The organism is Nocardia sp. No.11, assembly GCF_038752175.1.
Taxonomy (GTDB): domain Bacteria; phylum Actinomycetota; class Actinomycetes; order Mycobacteriales; family Mycobacteriaceae; genus Nocardia; species Nocardia canadensis.
Window position 1 is genome coordinate 1 of record NZ_JBCGFB010000029.1, and the last position, 19,586, is coordinate 19,586.

Genomic DNA, 19,586 nt, shown 5'->3' on the forward strand with positions numbered 1-19,586 from the left:
GCCCGCCGCCGGCCGGCCCGCGGCCGCCCGCCCGCACCGGTGGGTCGAACAACAGCCGGGCCATCCTGCTGCTCGCGGCCGCCGTGGCCGCGTTCACGGTGATGCTGATCGTGCTGGTCGTCACGCGCGAGCGGGGCACGGACCCCACGCAGCAGGCGCTGGATCCGGTCACCGTCACCACGGTGGTCGATGGCAAGGTCAGCACCGTGGTGATCGTGCCGGAGCAGGAGACGGTCACCGTCTCCGCGCCGCCGAGCTCCACGCCGACCGGGCCGACGACCCCGGGCGCGAGCTCGTCGGCGCCCGCGACGAGCACCTCGGGCAAGCCGACCGCCACCCCCAGCCCGACCAGCACCACGATCACCACCACCCCGTTCGGCCCGCCCAGCCCGGACCGCATCAGCCAGTTCATCGCCGGGTACTACGGCATGCTGCCCGGCAATATCGGCGGTGCCTGGGCGCAGCTGGCGCCCGGCTATCAGGCCCAGACCGGTGGCTACGGGCAGTACTCCTCGTTCTGGTCGACGGTGCGGTCGGTGACTGTCGGCTCGATCACCCCGAGCGGGGAGAACCGGGCGGTCGTCTCGCTCACCTACCAGCTCACCAACGGCACGGTGACCTCGGAGAACCGCTGGATCCAGGTCAGCGGGACCGGCGCGAACCTGCAGATCGCCGGGTCCGGGGTCTGACACCTACCGGCTACCCTGAACGCGGCCCGGCGTCCGCCGGGCCGACCCGGCGGGGGAGAGAACGAGGCGAGTAACAGGTGAGGGCGCGACCGGCCGCGGTGCTGTGGGACATGGACGGCACGCTGCTCGACTCGGAGAAGCTGTGGGACATCGCGGTACGCGAACTGGCCCGCGAACACGGCAGTGAGCTCACCGACGAGATTCGCCACGCGCTGATCGGCGCCTCCGGGCCGAACGCGCTGCGCATGCTGTTCGAGGGGATCGGGGTCGAGGCGACGCCGCGGGTGATCACCGAGGCGGGGGATTTCCTCGAACGCCGGGTCACCGAGCTGATGCTGGGTCCGATCCCGTGGCGACCCGGGGCCAAGGACGCGCTCGCCATGGTGCGCGCGGCGGGTCTGCGCTGCGCGCTGGTCACCAACACCAAGCGCTCGCTCACCGAATACGGGCTCGACACGCTGGGCCGCGACTTCTTCGACATCTCGGTCTGCGGTGACGAAGTGCCGCACGGCAAACCCGATCCGGCCATCTACCGCAAGGCCGCCGACCTGCTCGAACTCCACCCGGCCGACTGTGTGGCGATCGAGGATTCGCCCACCGGCGCACTCGCGGCACAGGGCGCCGGCTGCGGCCTGATCGTGATTCCGTGCGAAATCGCGGTTCCCGAGGCGCCGGGGCGGGTATTCCGGGAGTCACTGGTGGGTTTGTCGGCCAACGATCTGGGGGCCGCGCTCGTGGTGCGCGACGAACATTTCGGCAGCGCAGCGAGATAGGGCGAATAGCCTACCGTGATAATTCCGCTATCGACAGGGAATGTACGAAAACTGTTGCCGCACAGTTGATTTCATGACGCTGTGATCTGCCCGGGATAGGCCGGATTTGCCGAAACCCTGGGCGTGTCGGCGAAAGTTCCCGCAAACTGAACTCATGACAGGGACGCGGGGGCTTGACGAAATCGTCGACATCGCACGGTATCCGCTCACCGATCTCGGTGGCCCGGGCCGGCGCGCCGCGGTCGAGGCCGCCCGCGCGGAACTGGCCGAGGACGGCTGCACGGTTCTGCGCGAATTCATCCGCCCGGAGCTGTGGGAGACGCTGCGGGTCGAGGGGGAGCAGATCGCCCCGCACGCCCATTACCAGGTGGAGCGGGTCAACGCCTACAACATCCCGCTCGACGCCGATCTGCCCGCCAACCACCCGGCCCGGATCGTGCTCGATCGCGGCAACGCCTTCGTCGCCCGCGACCGCATCCCCGTCGACGCGCTGATCCAGCGCCTCTACACCGACCCCGTCTTCCAGCGGTTCGTGGCCGACTGTTTCGAACTCGACGAACTGCACGAATTCGCCGACCCGCTGGCCGGTCTGTGCCTGAACGTGGTCGAGCCGGGCATGTCGCACCCGTGGCATTTCGACACCAACGAGTTCACCGTCAGCATGCTGACGCGGCGCCCCGACGCCGGCGGTGTCTTCGAATACTGCCCCAACATCCGCGACCCGCACGCCGAGCACCTCGACGACGTGCGTGCCGTGCTCACCGGCGAGGGTGAGCGGTTCATCCGCGCCCTGGAACTGCGTCCCGGCGACCTGCAGCTGTTCAAGGGCCGCTTCTCGCTGCACCGGGTCACCGAGGTGGCCGGTGCGGGACAACGACATTCGGCGATCTTCGCCTACACGGACCGGCCCGGGGTGATCGGCACTGTCGAACGCACCAGGCAGCTGTTCGGCCGTGTCCTGCCCGACCATGTGGCCGCCGCGGCCGACGCCGTCCGAGGTGACCGACTGCTCGACTGAGAGGAACCGCCCATGTCCGTTCCGTTGCACACCACCGGCAAAGCATCCTTCGACGACATCTACGAAAGTCCCGATCCGCGTGCCTACTTCGCGCGGATGAACGAGCTGGACTACCGGATCCCGGAGCTGGCCAAGCCGCACTTCCAGGAGCAGTTGCGCCAGTTGCGGGCGGCACGTCCGGACCGGATCCCCACGGTGCTCGACCTGGGCTGCTCCTACGGGGTGAACGCGGCGCTGCTGCGGACCGGTACCACGGTCGAGGAACTGGCCGGGCACTATCGCGACCACGCCGAGACCGACAAGGTCGGGCTGATCGCGGCGGATCGGGAGCGGTTACGCGCCGACCTGATGCCCGACGTACGCTTCGTCGGGATGGACGCCGCACGCCCGGCGCTGACCTACGCCCATGCCGCCGGATTCCTGCACGACTACGTGCACGCCGACCTCGAGGCCACCGAGCCGACCGAGGCCCAGCGTCGTGTGCTCGCCTCCGCCGATCTGGTGATCTCCACCGGGTGCGTCGGCTACATCACCGAGAAAACCCTCTCCAGGGTCGCCCAGGCGGATCCCCGCAAGCGACCGTGGATGGCGCATTTCGTGTTGCGGATGTTCGATTTCGGCCCGATCGCCGCCGAACTCGCCGCGCTCGGCTATCGCAGCGAGCAGCGTCCCGGTATGTTCCAGCAGCGGCGCTTCGCTTCGGCCCAGGAACGTGCACAGGTGCTGGAAGCGTTGGCGGCCAAGGGAATCGACACCACCGACCACGAAGCCGAAGGCTGGCTCTACGCCAACCTGTTCGTGTCCCGCCCGCATCCCATCGAGACCTGAGGATCTGGATTGAACCAACCGACGTTCGCCGCCGAAGACAGCCTGCCCCGGGTTCCGCTGCCGACACTGGACGACAGCTGCGCACGGTTCCTGCAGTGGTGTCAGCCGTTGCTCGGCGCCGAGGAACTCGCCGCCACCGAGGCCGCAGTAGCCGAGCTGCTGCGGCCCGGTGGGGCAGGCCGGACCCTGCACGCCGCGCTCGCCGAGTACGACGCCACTCCGGGGGTCGGCAGCTGGCTCGACGAGTTCTGGCCCTCGCGGTACCTGGGCCGCCGCGACCGGATCGCGTTGAACGCCAACTTCGTCTTCCTGTTCCGCGACGACACCCCGCTGGCCGCCTCCACCGTGGCGGGCCAGGCCGAGCGGGCCGCCGCGATCATCGGCGCCGCCGTGGACTACAAGCTGGCGCTGGACGCCGAGCGGATCCCGCCGGTCACCCAGCGCGGGCAGCAGCTGTCGATGTGGCAGAACAAGTACCTGTTCTCCGAGACCCGCATCCCGGGCGAGGTGCAGGACACCGTGCGCAAGCCCTACAGCCCGGAATGGCCGGGTCCCTCGGACGCGCGCCACATCGTGGTCTTCTACCGCGGCAACATCTTCCGGATGGACGTGATCGGCCCCGACGGCGTGCCGTACGCGTTCTCCGATGTCGTCGACGGGCTGCGCGCGGTCATCAAGGGCGGCACCAAGCCCGCGGCCACCGATACCTCGGTCGGACACCTGACCACCAAGGCGCGGGCGGAGTGGGCGCGCAGCCGGGCCACCCTGCGCGCCGAGGCGGCCAACGTCGCGGCCTTCGACGAGATCGAGACGGCGCTGTTCGCGGTCTGCCTGGAGGACTTCGCCCCGCGCGACGAACTGCACGCCTGCGATCAGCTGCTGCACGGTGACAGCGCCAACCGGTACTTCGACAAGTCGGTGTCGTTCATCGTCTTCGCCGACGGCCAAGCCGGCATCAACATCGAGCACTGCGGCCTCGACGGCACCACCGTGCTCTCGTTCGTGGACGCGCTGCTCGAGCGGACCGCCCAGGACCACGCCGCCACCAGCGGTGCCAGGGCCCAGGGGCTGCCGCAGGTCGAGCCGGTCGAATTCGTCCTCGACTCGGCCGCCCGCGCCGACATCGCCGCGGCGGGCGCGGACTTCGCCCGCTTCGCCGCCGACACCGCGACCGCCCTGGTCTCCTTCGACGACTTCGGCACCGGCGCGGCGAAGAAGCTCGGCATCTCGCCCGACGCGTTCGCCCAGCTGGCCTACCAGCTCGCCCACCGGCGCAGCAAGGGCCTGACCGGCGCCACCTACGAGTCCATCGCGACCAGGCAGTTCCGCAACGGTCGCACCGAGGCCATGCGCGTGGTGACCCCGGAGATGGTGGCCTTCGTCGACGCGATGGTCGACGACACCGTCGCGCGCGAGGACAAGCTGGCCGCGGCCCGCACGGCGGCCGCCGCGCACGTCGGCCGGGCCAAGGAGTGCCAGGCGGGTCAGGCGCCCGAGCAGCACCTGTGGGAACTGCAGTGGATCCAGCGCCGCCGCGGCGCGGAACTGGGCGTCGCCGACGAGCAGATCGCGCTGTTCGACAGCCCCGGCTGGACGATCATGCGCGACGATTACCTGAGCACCAGCTCGGCGCCGTCGGTGCACATCCGCTACTTCGGTTTCGGCTCCACCAGCCCCACCTGCATCGGTATCGCCTACGTGCTGTTGCCGGATCGCTGGAACATCTACCTGGCCACCCCCAAGTCGGTGGCCGACCAGATGTACGCCTTCGCCGACCACCTGCGCACCGCGGTCGCCGACCTGCGCGTGCTGCTGGCTGGGTAGTCGACAGCGCGGGCGCCGCGGGTTCGCGGTGTTCGTTGGAGCGCTGGCGCGCTCGAGTTCGCGGCCCCTTGTGTCCCGCCGGTCAGGCACCGTTGCTTGCTCCTTCGTCGCCTACGCAACGGCGCCTGACCGGCGGGACGGCCGCGAACCGGCCACTGCGTGGCCGCTGCTCCTCGGGGTCGCGGGTACGGGGCTGGGGATGCGGGCACGGGCGCTTCCCACGCGCGTGGGTGCAGTGTGGGAAATGTGGTGGCGGGCGTGTGAAACAATCTTTCCTCGTGAAGAACTTCGAATCCCTGTTCGCCGAGCTGACCGAGCGTGCCCAGACCCGTCCCGAGGGGTCGGGCACCGTGGCCGCGCTGGACGCGGGCGTTCATTTCCAGGGTAAGAAGGTGCTCGAGGAAGCCGGTGAGATCTGGCTGGCCGCCGAGCACGAGAGCGACGAAGCCCTCGCCGAGGAGATCTCCCAGCTGCTGTACTGGGTCCAGGTGATGATGGTGGGTCGCGGGCTGAAGCTCGAGGACGTGTACCGACATCTGTGACGGCTGATCCGTCCCGGTCGACACCTCCGTTCGTCTTCTCCCGAAAGGTCCCCCCATGTTGCGCGTCGCAGTTCCCAACAAGGGCTCGCTGTCGGAATCCGCCGTCTCGATCCTGAGCGAGGCCGGTTACCGCAAACGCACCGATTCCCGCGAGCTGACCGTCCTCGATCCCGCCAACCAGGTCGAATTCTTCTTCCTGCGGCCCAAGGACATCGCCATCTACGTCGGCTCCGGTGAGCTCGACCTCGGCATCACCGGCCGCGATCTGGCCCTGGATTCCGGTTCACCGGTCAGCGAGCGGCTCTCGCTCGGGTTCGGCCGCTCCTCCTTCCGCTATGCCGCCCCGGCCGGCGAGGACTGGAAGGTCGAGGATCTGGCGGGCAAGCGCATCGCCACCTCCTACCCGAACCTGGTCCGTGCCGACCTCGCGCGCTTCGGCATCGAGGCCGAGGTCATCCGCCTCGACGGCGCGGTCGAGATCTCGATCCAGCTCGGCGTGGCCGACGCGATCGCCGATGTCGTCGGCTCCGGCCGGACCCTGCGTCAGCACAACCTGGTCGCCTTCGGCGACTCGCTGTGCGATTCCGAAGGCGTGCTGATCGAGCGCACCGGCTCCGACCAGGGCGACCGGGCGCGTAACCAGCTCATCGCGCGCATCCAGGGTGTCGTGTTCGCCCAGCAGTACCTGATGCTGGACTACGACTGCCCCAAGTCGCTGCTCGACGAGGCCGTCGCCATCACGCCGGGCCTGGAGTCGCCGACGGTCTCCCCGCTCACCGACCCCGACTGGGTCGCGGTGCGCGCCCTGGTCCCGCGCAAGCAGGGCAACGACCTGATGGACCGCCTCGCCGACCTCGGCGCCAAGGCCATCCTCGCCACCGACATCCGCTCCTGCCGCGCGTTCTGAGCGCCCGCCCCCGAGCGCGGACGCGACTCACCGTCCGCGCTCGCGGGTAGGATGGACGGCGGATTTGTCCGGGCGATCGATGATCGGGGCGACCATGTCGAACAAGAACGAGCACGAAGAGAAGATCGAGAAGGAACAGGTCGAGCGCGAGGAAGAGCGGCGTCGGCTGGAGGAAGAAGAGGAACGTCGCCTGCGGTAGCGGGTGATGAGCAGCCCGCCGGGTTCGGTGAACCCGGCGGGCTTTGTCGTCGGTAGGCGGTGGTCGACGGGGTGCGCGAGATCGGTTCAGGGTGAGCGCAATCGGTGTGCGGGAGGCGACGGCGTTGCTACCTTGCGGACTCTCGATGAGGAACCCGAGGAGTCACCGTGTCGCAGACACAGCCCGAGCCGCGGCCGGGCAGCGTATTCACCTGGAATGAGGACTGGCTGGCGACGATCGTCGGGCTCGCGCTGATCGGTCTGGTGCTGGCCGGGGCGATCCCGGATTGGCTGGTGCCGTGATGAGCGAGGCGAAGGCCACCACGGAAACAGCGGCGCTACAGGCGAATCCGCGGCCGACGGTCACCGACATCGTCGCCGGGATCCTGCTCGTGCTGGCCCTGGGCGCGCTGACCCGATTCTTCGACACCCAGGTGCCGCAGTGGGCGGCCGACACACCGTTCCAGCGGATCGCCAAGTCGGTCGAGTACCCGGTGTACGCGATCGCGATCGGCCTGATCGGCAACGTGATCCTGAGCAAACTCGGCCTGCGGGAACGGCTTTCGGCCGGATTTCGGACCGAGTTCTTCATCAAGACCGGTGTGGTGCTGCTCGGCGCGTCGATCAATCTGAAGATCCTGGTGACGGCGGCCGGGCCGTCGATCATCCAGGCGCTGGCGCTGATCACCATCGTCTTCGGTTTCACCTGGTGGTTCGGCGGCAAGCTCGGGCTCGACGACAAGCTGCGGGCGCTGCTGTCCTCGGCGGTGTCGATCTGCGGGGTGAGCGCGGCGATCGCGGCGGCCGGTGCCGTGCAGGCGCGGCGCGAGCAGATCGCCTACGCGGCCTCGCTGGTGATCATCTTCGCGCTGCCCTCGATCTTCCTGCTGCCCTGGCTCGCCGACGCGTTCGGCCTGTCGGACGCGGTGGCGGGCGCCTGGATCGGCGGCAACATCGACACCACCGCCGCGGTGGCCGCGGCGGGCGCGCTGGCCGGTGAGGACGCGCTGAAGATCGCGACGATCGTCAAGACCACGCAGAACGCGCTGATCGGGCTCGTGGCCATCGCGCTGACCGCCTGGTTCGCCTTCCGGGTGGACCGCACGCCGGGCGCGGCCAGACCCAGCCTCGGCGAATTCTGGTCCCGATTCCCGAAGTTCGTGCTCGGCTTCCTCGCCGCCTCGATCATCGGCACCCTGTACCTGCAGTCGGTCGACAAGAAGACCGGGGCGGCGCACATCGCGATCATCAACGACCTGCGCACCTGGTTCCTGATCCTGGCCTTCGTCTCGATCGGCCTGGAGTTCTCGTTGCGCGGGCTGCGGGAGGCGGGCTGGCGGCCGATCGCGGTCTTCGGGTCAGCGGTCGTGGTGAATCTGGCTGTCGGCCTCGGGCTTTCGGTGCTGCTGTTCCGCGACTTCACCGTGTGAGGGTGCGCGGCCGTCGCCGCAGGGCGGCGGCCGCGCACCGGGGGCTCAGACGTCTTCGGCGGGCCGTGCTTCCGGCAGCCCCAGCTCCACCGGCGCCTGTTGTGGCCAGCCCGGATACGGCGGCGGGGCGCCACCGAACTCCGGGCACAGGTGCTGGAAATCGCAGAACCGGCACATCGTGTTGCGGTTGGGCGGGAAATCACCCGTGCGGCCCGCCTCCAGGATCGCCTGCCACAGCGCCGTCAGGATCCGTTCGAAGCGTTCCAGCTCGTCGCGGTCGGGGGAGTAGGTGAGCAGCACCTTGTCGGCCAGGTAGATCAGCCGCAGCTGGGCGGGCACGATATCGCGGGTGCGCAGGATCATCAGCGCGTAGAACTTGAGCTGGAACAGCGCACGCGCCTCGTGCGTCGGGCCGGGGGCGCGGCCGGTCTTGTAGTCGACCACCCGCAGCAGGCCGTTCGCGGCGACATCGATGCGGTCGACGAACCCGCGCAACGGGATGTCGCCGGCCAGCTCGACCTCCACCCGCTCCTCGCGCGCGTGTGCCTCGAACCGGGTCGGATCCTCGAGCTCGTAGTAGCTCTCGACGAGCCCGCGCACCTCGTCGAACAGTGCCTCGGGACCGCCCTCGGCGACCAGCTCGTCGATCCCGGCCCGATCGGCGCGCACCCGATCCCACGCCCCGGGCACCAACTCCGCCGCCCTGGCCGGGTGTCGCTCGGCGGCGGGCAGCCCGAACAGATCCTCGAGCACGGCGTGGACCACCGTGCCCCGCACCGCGGCTCGCGTCGGCGGCTCCGGCACCCGATCGATCGCCCGCAACCGGTACTTGAGCGGACACTGCTTGAAATCGCTTGCCCGCGAAGGTGACAGCGCCGGTCGCGACCGCGGGGCCGGACCGTCGGCGGTGTCGTCGGCAAGGGACGCGGACACGGGCACTGACATGGTTCGCAGAGTATCGGCACCCACCGACACGCGTGCCGCACCTCACCTCCGCCTCACCCCGTTCCGGCGACGGCACCCCGACCTGGCAGGCTGAGAGGTCCACTCGAAGAACGGAGATACATGACGGCCAGACGGACCGGTCCATTCGCCATCGGGGACCGGGTGCAGCTGACCGATGCCAAGGGGCGCCTCTACACGGTGGTGCTGGAGGAAGGGAAGGAATTCCACACCCACCGCGGCGGCATCAAGCACGACGACCTCATCGGCACCGACGAGGGCACCGTCGTGAAGTCCACCAACGGCACCCCCTACCTGGCGTTGCGCCCCCTGCTCGTCGACTACGTGCTGTCGATGCCGCGGGGCGCGGCCGTCATCTACCCGAAGGACGCGGCGCAGATCGTCCACGAGGGCGATGTGTTCCCCGGTGCCCGGGTGCTCGAGGCGGGCGCCGGTTCCGGCGCGCTGACCTGTTCGCTGCTGCGCGCGGTCGGCCCCGAGGGCGAGGTGATCTCCTACGAGATCCGCGACGACCACGCCGAGCACGCCATCCGCAATGTCGAGACGTTCTTCGGCGAGCGCCCGGCCAACTGGTCGCTGACCGTCGCCGATGTCGCCCAGTACGAGGGCGAGCAGGTCGACCGGGTCGTCCTGGACATGCTCGCCCCCTGGGACGCGCTGCCCGCGGTGTCCAAGGCGCTGGTCCCCGGCGGTGTGCTGATCGTCTACGTGGCGACGGTGACCCAGCTGTCGAAGGTCGTCGAAGCGCTGCGCGAGCAGGAATGCTGGACCGAACCCCGCTCGTGGGAGTCGATGGTGCGCGGCTGGCACGTCGTCGGCCTGGCCGTGCGGCCCGAACATCGCATGCAGGGCCACACCGCCTTCCTGGTGAGCGCGCGTCGCCTCGCCGAGGGCACGGTCACCCCCAAGCCGCAGCGTCGGCCGTCGAAGGGCTGATACCCGGACCCGTGGCGGCTCGCGCGGCGCGCCACTAAGGTGCGATGCGGGAGCCGCTCGCGGTCGAGCGGCGTGGATCGCGACCCGGCGGGTCGCGCTCGGAGGGGGCAGCATGCCGGAAACCGAATCGTCCGCGACGAAGGATCCGTCCGCCGGGATGCTGTATCCCGGCGACTCCCCGCGCCTGTATCGCGCGGTGTTCAACGTCTTCCCGCCATACCTGTTCGGCGGGGTTCGGGTGAAACACATCGCCGCCGATTGGACCTCGGTCAGCGTCGCCTACCGGGTGCGTCCGTGGAACCGCAACAGCCCGAACCGGGCCGCGTTCGGCGGCACCCTGTACTCGATGACCGACCCGTTCTTCGCGATCATGGCCTACGGACAGCTCGGGCGCGGCTACCGGATCTGGAACATCACCGGTTCCATCGAATTCCTCCGGCCGGGGCGGGGCACCGTCACCGCCACCATGGGCCTGTCGCTCGACCAGGTCGCCGGCATCCGCGCGGCGACTGCGACGGGCGCGAAGTCGATCACCGAACACCGCGCCGAGATCGTCGACGCGAGCGGCGCCCTCGTCGCCCGCGCGGCCCAGCAACTCTACGTCCGGCGGCTGCCGGACCGACCGTAGGAACCGGCCGCCGCGGCTTCCCTGTGCGGTGCACAGCGGGCGAACGGCCCCGGCTGGACCCCGACGGGTAGCCGAGGCTGTAGCGGGCGTCAGGCGGGCGTGCAGGGGGCCTGCGCGAAGCCCAGCAGGAGGCAGCCGCTGGCGTCGGAGAGCTTCCAGGTGCCGGCGACCTGCTCCCAGGTGACCGGGAAGGCGGGCGCCGTGCCGTGCGGCGAGGTGATGGTGACATCGGCGGTAGCGGTGTTCCCGCTGGTCACGACGTTGTCGACGGCGAAGGTGAGGGTGTAGCCGGCGAGCATGCCGTTCATCTGGTCGATGTTGGACTTGCGCGCGTCGCCGTTGACGATGAGCTCGGCCTTGTCGTCGGTGGACAGCGCCGGGTCCGCGAACGCGATCAGTGTCGCCTTCAGGGAATCGGCGGTGGGGGCGGCGGCGTTGTCACCGGACGGAGTTGCCGAAATGCTGGACGGAGCGGCCGCGATACTGGTACTGCTGCTGGTGGCCTTCGTCGAGGAATCGTCGGAGCCGCCGCAACCGGTCAGTCCGACGGTAACGGCGAGCGCCGCAGCGGCGGTAGCGACGGTGACACGGATCGTGCGGGTAGGAAGGAGCATGCTCGGCAACCTTTCGGCTCGATGGGCGAGTGCTCTCGCCTGCTGCCCCGGATCGGGGTGTTAGGGGAGCCTAACACGCGTAATTCGGCGGCCGATGTCGTACCTGCCGTACAAGATGTGATCACGACGAAACCATGTCGGAAAGCGAGAACGGACCGCGCCCGGTAGCGTTGAAAGACCGGGACTGGGAGGAGCAGCATCATGAGCCCCAACGAGAATTCGGATTCGGCGGCCTGGCGAGAGCTCGAGGCGGTACGCGCCGAGGCGGCTGCTCTTCGCAGACAACTCGCCGACTCGCCGGATCGCGCACGCGAATTGGAAGCACGGATCGATTCGCTGACCATCCGCAACGGCAAGTTGATGGACACGCTCAAGGAAGCGCGCCAGCAGCTGATCGCCCTGCGTGAGGAAGTCGATCGCCTGGGTCAGCCGCCCAGCGGCTACGGCATCGTCATCCACACCTACGAGGATCAGACGGTCGACGTCTTCACCTCCGGTCGCAAGATGCGCCTCACCTGCTCGCCCAACATCGACGTCGCGACGCTCGAGTACGGCCAGACCGTGCGCCTCAACGAAGCGCTCACGGTCGTGGAGGCCGGGAACTTCGACGCCATCGGCGAAATCGGCACGCTGCGCGAGATTCTCGACGACGGCAGGCGGGCCCTGGTGGTCGGTCACGCCGACGAGGAGCGCGTGGTCTGGCTGTCCGGGCCGCTGTCCAAGATCGCCGAGTACGACGACATCGACGACCCCGACTCCCCGATTCGCAAACTGCGGCCCGGTGATTCGCTGCTGGTCGACACCAAGGCGGGCTTCGCCTTCGAGCGGGTGCCCAAGGCCGAGGTCGAAGACCTTGTGCTGGAAGAGGTTCCCGACGTCGACTACACCGACATCGGCGGCCTCGGCAGGCAGATCGAGCAGATCCGGGACGCGGTGGAACTGCCGTTCCTGCACAAGGATCTGTTCCGGGAGTACGCGCTGCGTCCGCCCAAGGGCGTGCTGCTCTACGGTCCGCCCGGCTGCGGTAAGACGCTGATCGCCAAGGCCGTCGCCAACTCGCTGGCCAAGAAGATCGCCGAAGCCCGTGGTGAGGACGCCAAGGAGGCCAAGTCCTTCTTCCTCAACATCAAGGGCCCCGAGCTGCTCAACAAGTTCGTCGGTGAGACCGAGCGCCACATCCGGATCATCTTCCAGCGGGCCCGCGAGAAGGCCTCCGAGGGCACCCCGGTGATCGTGTTCTTCGACGAGATGGACTCGATCTTCCGGACCCGTGGTTCGGGTGTCTCCTCCGATGTGGAGACCACCGTGGTGCCGCAGCTGCTCTCGGAGATCGACGGTGTCGAGGGTCTCGAGAACGTCATCGTGATCGGCGCGTCCAACCGCGAGGACATGATCGACCCCGCGATCCTGCGGCCCGGCCGCCTGGACGTCAAGATCAAGATCGAGCGGCCGGACGCGGAATCGGCGCAGGACATCTTCTCCAAGTACCTCACCGAGACGCTGCCGCTGCACGAGAGCGATCTTCGCGAGTTCGACGGCGACAAGGCCGCGTGCGTGGACGCGATGATCGAGAAGGTCGTCGAGCGGATGTACGCCGAGAGCGACGACAACCGGTTCCTGGAGGTCACCTACGCCAACGGTGACAAGGAGGTCCTGTACTTCAAGGACTTCAACTCCGGCGCGATGATCCAGAACATCGTCGACCGGGCGAAGAAGTACGCGATCAAGTCCGTGCTCGACACCGGGAATCCGGGTCTGCGGATACAGCACCTCTTCGACTCGATCGTCGACGAGTTCGCCGAGAACGAGGACCTGCCCAACACGACCAACCCGGACGACTGGGCTCGGATCTCGGGCAAGAAGGGCGAGCGGATCGTCTACATCCGCACGCTGGTCACCGGCAAGAACGCCTCGGCGAGCCGGGCGATCGACACCGAGTCCAATACGGGTCAGTACCTGTAAGCCCTACGACGGAAGGCCGCGTTCCCCCGGGGACGCGGCCTTCTCGCGTACCGGGAATGTGTGATTTTTTTCCCGAAAACGCCACGCGACACAGAGTGGATAGGGCACGCTTCACATGTTCGTCGCACCTGATGAGGACCCGTAAACGAGGAGTGTTGTCATGGCCGGTTCCGCCGCTGATCTGCTGACCGAGATCATCCTGCAGACCATTCAGAACCTGTTCAGCTCGATCAGCGCCGGCTGATCACCAGCCGTCCGACGAGGGCCGCGTCTCCCACTCCCGGAGACGCGGCCCTCGGTCGTTGATCAGGCCTGTGCGGTGGTCACCGCGTTGAACACCACATCGGCCACCGGCGTGCCGTCGGCCCCGCCACCGGCGACACCGGCGTTCGCGATGGTGGTGAGCGCGTCCATGCCCGCGGTGACCCGGCCGAACGGGGTGTAGTTCGGCGGCAGCTGGGTGTCGCGGTAGACCAGGAAGAACTGGCTGCCGTTGGTGCCGGGGCCCGCGTTGGCCATCGCCACGGTGCCCGCGGGGTAGACCGCGCCGGCCAGGTTCTCATCGCCGAACTTGTAGCCCGGGCCGCCCATGCCGGTCGCGGTGGGATCGCCGCACTGCAGGACGTAGATGCCCTGGGTGGTGAGCCGGTGACAGCGGGTGTGGTCGAAGTAGCCCTCGTTCGCCAGGAACGCGAAGGAGTTCACCGTGCGCGGCGCGGCGGCGGCGTCGAGTTCGATCGACACGACGCCGCAGGTGGTGTCGAGCGTCGCGGTGTAGGACGCGGCGGGGTCGATGGTGAGGGCGGGCTCGGCGGCCCACTGCTTGCCGTTCGGCACCCCGGCGACGGCCGGGGCGCAGCCCGGGACGACCGCCTGGTGGGCGGGGACGGACTGGGCGGCGGGGGCGATCGCCACCAGCGCCGTGGCGGCGGCGGCGAGGCCGAGCGCGGCCCGCCGGGTGGTGCCGACGATGGAACGGTCCTGCGAATGACTGCTCACCTGGACGGTGTCTCCTCGGAATGGGTGCTGCCGGACGATGTACCGCGCATCCTGCCAGCCGCGGCCGCCGGACGGGGAGGGACCGGCCGAACTCGGTGGCCGGGCTAGCGTGCTCGCAATCGCCACAGCGAGGTGGTCTCCGCGGTGCGGGCCGCGGCCAGCGGATCGTCGCGATCGCTCGCCCGCGGATGCCGCGGCCGGGTGGTCGAGCGGGCCAGCACCTGTAGTCCGGCGTCGTCGAGCAGGCGGGGGAGGTGGCGGGCCGAGCGCAGACCGAGCAGCTCGGCCAGGTCGGACAGCACCAGCCAGCCTTCACCGCGCGGCGTCAGATGCGCGCGCAGACCGTACGCGAAGTCGGTGAGCATCGACTGATCCTGGTCGTAGACACCCCGTTCCAGATCGGAGGTCGGGGTGCCGGGTAACCAGGGCGGATTGCAGACGACGAGATCGGCGCGGCCCTGCGGATACAGCGTGGGACCGGTGACGGTGATCCGGTCGGCGTAGCCGAGCCGGGTGAGATTGTCGGTCGCGCAGCGCACCGCGCGCGGGTTGATGTCGGTGGCGACGATCCGGGAGACGCCGCGCTGGGCGAGCAGCGCGGCGAGCACGCCGGTGCCGGTGCCCAGATCGAAGGCGGTGCGCACCTCGGGATTCAGCGGCGCGTCCGCGACCAGGTCGACGTATTCGCCCCGGGTGGGGGAGAAGACCCCGTAGCCGGGATGGATGCGCGCGCCGAGCGCGGGCACCTCGACCCCCTGCTGGTGCCAGCGATAGGAGCTGAGCACCCCGAGCAGTTCCGAAAAGGTGACGACCCGGCCCGCGGTGGCGGGCCCGTAAGCGGCGGTGCAGGCCGCCCGCACATCGGGGGCGCGGCGCAGGTCGAGGTCGTTGGTGTCGTCGAGCTGGACCAGGACGGCGCCGAGAATGCCCGCGCGGCGGCGCTTCCTGGCCCGCTCGTGGTCGTAGCGTGAGGTCAGGTCACCGGTCGGCGCCACGGTGCGCGCACGGTCGGCGCGACGGGCCAGCGCCTGCAGGAGCTGACGGCCGTTGTGGTAATCGCCCTGCCAGAGCAGAGATTCGCCGGCTTGGATCCGCCGGAACGCCTGATCGGCGGGCAGGCGATCGCCGGCGGTCGCCACGGCGGTCGGCGCGGGTGCGCCGTTCTCGGAATGCCACGGCGCGGTGTGCTGGATGCGGTCTTCGGTCCAAACGATGGTGGACACGGGAGTCTCCCGGTGGTCGATGGTGCTGGTGACACGACGAGCACTTCGACGCCGGGGTGCGAGCGGGTGAAACGGACAGCCTCGATCGCTACCGCGCCGAAATGCGCGGGTCTGCGTCGCCGAGGACCATGCCGAGCGTCACCACTGCTGCCTTTCGAGGGGGAGGAAAGCTCCATTCTGCCGTATCGGCACCGCGCGTGCCCGGCCGGGTCGTGCCCGGACAGGGTGGTCACCGCCGTCGGTGGGTGCGCTCGCGACCGCTCAGGGGCGGCGGATGCGGCGGTAAGTGGGTGTCGCGGTGGTGGCGGTGGCGAGCTCGGCGGCCAGCCAGGGGAGGTCGGTGTCGGGGGTCAGAGCGCCCAGTGTGAGGCGGAGGTGGTCGGCGGGCGGGTGGGGGCCCACCTCGAAGGGGCCACCCGGGGCGGCCTTGATGCCGGCCGCGGCGAGGCTGATCATGGCGGCGTTCTCGTCGTGGACGGGGAGCCAGAGATTGATGCCGTCGCCCGGGGACACGGTGACGCCGTGGGCGGCCAAGGCGCGGCGCAGGGCGGTGGCGCGGCGGCGGTACTCCAGGCGGGCGCGGGCGACGGTGGCGCGGGCGTCCGCGTCGCACAGCATCGTGAGCAGAACGCGCTGGAGCAGCCGGCTGGACCAGCCGGGGCCGAGCATGCGGCGCTCGACCACCGGGTCGAGCAGGGCCGCGGGGCCGCCGGCGACGGCCAGACGCAGGTCGGCGCCGTGGGATTTGGAGTACGAGCGGATGTAGACGCCGCGGTCGGGGAAACGGGCGGCGAGTGAGCGCAGTGGGCTGGTCGCGATGCCCGCGGAATGGTCGTCCTCGATGATCAGGGCCGGGTGTGGCGCCAGCAGCGCGGCGAGCGCGCGGATCCGAGCAGTGTCGAGGGAGGCGCCGGTGGGGTTGTGCGCGCGGGGCTGCAGGATCACCGCGCGGGGTGCGGGGCCGGTCAAGGCGCGCGCGAATTCCTCGGGGCGGAACCCGGATTCGTCGAGGCGCACGGGGATCGGCCGGGCACCCAGCCGGGCCAGCAGGTCCAGGAACGGCGGGAAACAGGGGTCCTCGACGATGACCGGATCGCCGAATCGGACATGCGCGGCGAGCAGCCGGTCGACGGCGTCGAGTGCGCCGTCGAGCACGGCCAGCCGCTCGCACGGCCACGGCCAGTCGGCCCGCAGCGTCGCCGCAAGCGCGGGCAGGACCGCTTCGCCGAGATAATGCGCGGACAGATCGCCCGGCGCGGTGTCGCGGGACAGGGCGTGCAGGGCGGCGGCCAGATCGGGCAGCAGTGCCGGATCGGGGGTGCCCCGGGACAGGTCGACACGAAAAGCGTTGTCGGAGGGCGAATGCAGCCGCTGATAGCGCCCGGCGGGCGGGGCGGGCAGCTCCCCGACGAAGGTGCCCGCCCGGCCCCGGGCGACGATCGCGCCGGTGGCCGCCAGCGCCCGCCACGCCTGATTGACGGTGGCGGGGGAGACTCGCAGTTCGCGCGCGACCTCGCGCACAGTCGGCAGCCGGGTGCCGGGAGCGAGTGCGCCGGAACGGATCCGGCGGCCGACGGCGGCCGCGATCCCGGCGGCGCTGCGCTCGTCGAGGTCCCCGGCGAAGTCCGCGGGCAGCACGGTCGGCGAGGCGTCGGTCATGGCCCCATTCTGCGGCCGTAACAGACCCTATCCCCGGTACACCGCCATGTTTTACGACAACGAAACTGTTTCCGCGCAGTTGTAACACAATGCGATCGTCGGAGGGGGCAATATAACAAAGCATGGGAATCGTCAGAGCGGCCCTGGTCCAGACCACCTGGACCGGCGACAAAGAATCCATGATCAAAGCCCACGAGGACTACGCCCGGGAGGCGGCGGCGCAGGGCGCGCAGGTGATCTGCTTCCAGGAGTTGTTCTACGGACCGTATTTCTGCCAGCAGCAGGACCCGAAGTTCTACGACTACGCCGAATCGGTGCCGGGCCCCACGACCGAGCGGTTCGCCGCGCTGGCCGCCGAACTGAACATGGTGATGGTGCTGCCGGTGTACGAGCAGGAGCAACCGGGCGTGCTCTACAACACCGCGGCGGTGATCGACGCCGACGGTAGCTACCTGGGCAAATACCGCAAACACCACATACCGCAGGTGCACGGCTTCTGGGAGAAGTTCTACTTCCGGCCGGGCAATCTGGGCTGGCCGGTATTCGACACCGCGGTCGGCAAGGTGGGGGTCTACATCTGTTACGACCGCCATTTCCCGGAGGGGTGGCGTGCCCTCGGACTGGCGGGCGCGGAAATCGTGTTCAACCCGTCGGCGACCTCGCGCGGACTGTCGAGTTATCTGTGGAAGCTCGAACAGCCGGCTTCCGCGGTGGCCAACGAGTATTACATCGGCGCGATCAACCGGGTCGGTATCGAAGCCGAATACGGCGACGACGATTTCTACGGCACGAGCTATTTCGTCGACCCCGAGGGGAAATTCGTCGGCGAGGTCGCCTCCGATACCGCACCGGAATTGGTCGTCCGTGACCTGGACATGGACTTGATCAAGGTGGTGCGCGATCGGTGGGCCTTCTATCGAGACCGCCGACCCGACGCCTACGGCGCGCTGGTGGAGCCGTGATGCGCACCTTCATCCACGGCGGAACGGTGGTGAGCGCTACCGGGTCCCAGCCCCTCGACGTGCTGATCGAGGACGAGACGATCGTCGCTGTCCTGCACCCGGGTTCGACCGTGTTCGGGGCCGACCTGGCCGCGTCGGCCGAGACCGTCATCGACGCGACCGGCAAGTACGTGATCCCCGGCGGCGTCGACGGCCACACCCATATGCAGCTGCCGTTCGGCGGCACCGAGGCCAGCGACACCTTCGAGACCGGGACCAGGGCCGCGGCCTGGGGCGGCACCACCACGATCGTCGATTTCGCGGTGCAGAAGCCGGGGCAGCGGGTGCAGGACACCCTGGCCGAGTGGCACGAGAAGGCGGCGGGCAACTGCGCGATCGACTACGGGTTCCATCAGATCGTCGGTGATGTCAACGACGAATCCCTCGAGGGGATGAGCGAACTCGTCGCCGAAGGAGTCACCAGCTTCAAGTTGTTCATGGCCTATCCGGGTGTCTTCTACTCCACCGACGGGCAGATCCTGCGGGCCATGCAGACCGCGGGCGACCTCGGCGCGCTGCTGATGATGCACGCCGAGAACGGCATCGCCATCGACGTGCTGGTGGAGCAGGCGCTGGCCCGCGGCGACACCGCCCCCTACTTCCACGGCACCAGCAGGCCGTGGCAGATGGAGGAGGAGGCGACCCACCGCGCGATCATGCTGGCGCAGCTGACCGGCGCGCCGCTGTACGTGGTGCACGTCTCGGCCAAGCAAGCGATGGAACAGATCGTCACCGCACGCGACGCGGGGCACAACGTCTTCGCCGAAACGTGTCCGCAGTACCTGTACCTCTCGCTCGAAGAACAGCTGGGGGCACCGGGTTTCGAGGGCGCGAAATGGGTGTGCTCGACCCCGCTGCGGTCGCGGGCGGAAGGGCATCAGGACGAGTTGTGGCGCTATCTGCGCACCGGCGACGTCACCGCGGTCAGCACCGATCACTGTCCGTTCTGCATGAAGGACCAGAAGGAGCTCGGGCTCGGCGATTTCAGCAAGATCCCCAACGGCATCGGCGGCGTCGAGCATCGGATGGATCTGCTGTTCCAGGGTGTCAAGGACGGGCGCCTGTCGCTGGAGCGCTGGGTGGAGGTCTGCTGCACCGCGCCGGCCCGGATGTTCGGGATGTATCCGCGCAAGGGTGTCATCAGCCCGGGCGCCGACGCCGACGTGGTGATCTACGACCCGAACGGGCACACCAGCATCGGCCTCGGCAAGACCCACCACATGAACATGGACCACTCCGCCTGGGAGGGCTTCGAGATCGACGGGCACGTCGACACCGTCCTGTCGCGTGGCCGGGTGATCGTCGACGACGGCGCCTATCACGGCCGCGCCGGGCACGGACGTTTCGTGCGGCGCGGGCTGTCGCAGAACCTCCTGTAAGAACCCCTATCGG

Annotated in this window: 18 protein-coding genes and 1 pseudogene; 14 read left to right on the plus strand and 5 right to left on the minus strand. The window is 69.2% G+C overall.

The window, feature by feature from the left end:
• The 9 genes and pseudogenes from V8688_RS11825 to V8688_RS11865 form a co-directional block, all read left to right on the plus strand.
• Positions 1 to 689 (plus strand): annotated as a pseudogene (locus V8688_RS11825) (serine/threonine protein kinase); the annotation flags it as partial.
• 77 nt (positions 690 to 766) lie between these two features.
• Entirely contained in the window at positions 767 to 1,462 is a 696-nt protein-coding gene (locus tag V8688_RS11830) for an HAD family phosphatase (protein WP_308248469.1), read from the plus strand.
• Positions 1,463 to 1,616: 154 nt separating this feature from the next.
• Positions 1,617 to 2,480: an arpA protein gene (locus tag V8688_RS11835; protein ID WP_342800793.1), complete on the plus strand. Its 864-nt coding sequence runs from the start codon at positions 1,617 to 1,619 to the stop codon at positions 2,478 to 2,480.
• A gap of 12 nt (positions 2,481 to 2,492) precedes the next feature.
• A complete protein-coding gene (locus V8688_RS11840) occupies positions 2,493 to 3,308 on the plus strand; it encodes a class I SAM-dependent methyltransferase (protein WP_218718345.1) in 816 nt (271 codons plus the stop codon).
• 9 nt (positions 3,309 to 3,317) lie between these two features.
• Positions 3,318 to 5,132: a choline/carnitine O-acyltransferase gene (locus tag V8688_RS11845; RefSeq protein WP_342800794.1), complete on the plus strand. Its 1,815-nt coding sequence runs from the start codon at positions 3,318 to 3,320 to the stop codon at positions 5,130 to 5,132.
• A 278-nt stretch (positions 5,133 to 5,410) separates the two neighbouring features.
• A complete protein-coding gene (locus tag V8688_RS11850; protein WP_110041330.1) occupies positions 5,411 to 5,674 on the plus strand; it encodes a phosphoribosyl-ATP diphosphatase in 264 nt (87 codons plus the stop codon).
• A gap of 55 nt (positions 5,675 to 5,729) precedes the next feature.
• Positions 5,730 to 6,581: an ATP phosphoribosyltransferase gene (gene hisG / locus V8688_RS11855; protein ID WP_218718343.1), complete on the plus strand. Its 852-nt coding sequence runs from the start codon at positions 5,730 to 5,732 to the stop codon at positions 6,579 to 6,581.
• 366 nt (positions 6,582 to 6,947) lie between these two features.
• Positions 6,948 to 7,082: a hypothetical protein gene (locus V8688_RS11860; protein WP_342800795.1), complete on the plus strand. Its 135-nt coding sequence runs from the start codon at positions 6,948 to 6,950 to the stop codon at positions 7,080 to 7,082.
• Complete coding sequence (locus V8688_RS11865; RefSeq protein ID WP_342800796.1) at positions 7,082 to 8,209, plus strand: putative sulfate exporter family transporter; 1,128 nt, start codon at positions 7,082 to 7,084, stop codon at positions 8,207 to 8,209. Before V8688_RS11860 ends, V8688_RS11865 begins: the two co-directional genes overlap by 1 nt.
• Positions 8,210 to 8,254: 45 nt before the next feature.
• Here V8688_RS11865 and V8688_RS11870 read toward each other — a convergent pair whose 3' ends face one another.
• Positions 8,255 to 9,154, minus strand: a complete 900-nt coding sequence (locus tag V8688_RS11870; protein ID WP_342800797.1) for a RecB family exonuclease — start codon at positions 9,152 to 9,154, stop codon at positions 8,255 to 8,257.
• Positions 9,155 to 9,274: 120 nt separating this feature from the next.
• On the opposite strand from V8688_RS11870, the gene V8688_RS11875 reads away from it, so the two are divergent.
• Together V8688_RS11875 and V8688_RS11880 are read left to right on the plus strand one after the other, a co-directional pair.
• Positions 9,275 to 10,108 (plus strand): tRNA (adenine-N1)-methyltransferase, encoded by an 834-nt coding sequence (locus V8688_RS11875; RefSeq protein ID WP_218718340.1) that lies wholly within the window; start codon positions 9,275 to 9,277, stop codon positions 10,106 to 10,108.
• A 112-nt stretch (positions 10,109 to 10,220) separates the two neighbouring features.
• Positions 10,221 to 10,736 carry a DUF4442 domain-containing protein gene (locus tag V8688_RS11880; RefSeq protein WP_342800798.1) on the plus strand — a complete coding sequence of 172 codons (516 nt, stop codon included), beginning with the start codon at positions 10,221 to 10,223 and terminating at the stop codon, positions 10,734 to 10,736.
• Between the two features lie 89 nt (positions 10,737 to 10,825).
• Here the strand turns inward: V8688_RS11880 and V8688_RS11885 are convergent, their stop codons facing one another.
• Entirely contained in the window at positions 10,826 to 11,350 is a 525-nt protein-coding gene (locus V8688_RS11885) for a hypothetical protein (protein ID WP_342800799.1), read from the minus strand.
• Positions 11,351 to 11,551: 201 nt separating this feature from the next.
• Here V8688_RS11885 and arc point away from each other — a divergent pair, with 201 nt between their 5' ends.
• Entirely contained in the window at positions 11,552 to 13,312 is a 1,761-nt protein-coding gene (arc, locus tag V8688_RS11890) for a proteasome ATPase (RefSeq protein ID WP_218718337.1), read from the plus strand.
• A 306-nt stretch (positions 13,313 to 13,618) separates the two neighbouring features.
• Here the strand turns inward: arc and V8688_RS11895 are convergent, their stop codons facing one another.
• The 3 genes from V8688_RS11895 to V8688_RS11905 all read right to left on the minus strand — a co-directional run bounded on the left by V8688_RS11895 (position 13,619) and on the right by V8688_RS11905 (position 17,193).
• Complete coding sequence (locus V8688_RS11895) at positions 13,619 to 14,311, minus strand: peptidylprolyl isomerase (protein ID WP_342800800.1); 693 nt, start codon at positions 14,309 to 14,311, stop codon at positions 13,619 to 13,621.
• Positions 14,312 to 14,415: 104 nt separating this feature from the next.
• Positions 14,416 to 15,534, minus strand: a complete 1,119-nt coding sequence (locus tag V8688_RS11900) for a class I SAM-dependent methyltransferase (RefSeq protein ID WP_342800801.1) — start codon at positions 15,532 to 15,534, stop codon at positions 14,416 to 14,418.
• Between the two features lie 261 nt (positions 15,535 to 15,795).
• The gene (locus tag V8688_RS11905; protein WP_218718334.1) at positions 15,796 to 17,193 is read right to left on the minus strand and encodes an aminotransferase class I/II-fold pyridoxal phosphate-dependent enzyme; all 1,398 of its coding nucleotides are present in this window, start codon (positions 17,191 to 17,193) and stop codon (positions 15,796 to 15,798) included.
• Positions 17,194 to 17,315: 122 nt separating this feature from the next.
• Between V8688_RS11905 and V8688_RS11910 the strand changes: the two genes are divergently transcribed.
• Both V8688_RS11910 and hydA read left to right on the plus strand, forming a co-directional pair.
• Positions 17,316 to 18,155 carry a nitrilase-related carbon-nitrogen hydrolase gene (locus tag V8688_RS11910; RefSeq protein WP_342800802.1) on the plus strand — a complete coding sequence of 280 codons (840 nt, stop codon included), beginning with the start codon at positions 17,316 to 17,318 and terminating at the stop codon, positions 18,153 to 18,155.
• Positions 18,152 to 19,573: a dihydropyrimidinase gene (gene hydA, locus V8688_RS11915; RefSeq protein ID WP_218718332.1), complete on the plus strand. Its 1,422-nt coding sequence runs from the start codon at positions 18,152 to 18,154 to the stop codon at positions 19,571 to 19,573. Before V8688_RS11910 ends, hydA begins: the two co-directional genes overlap by 4 nt.
• Positions 19,574 to 19,586 lie beyond the last annotated feature (13 nt).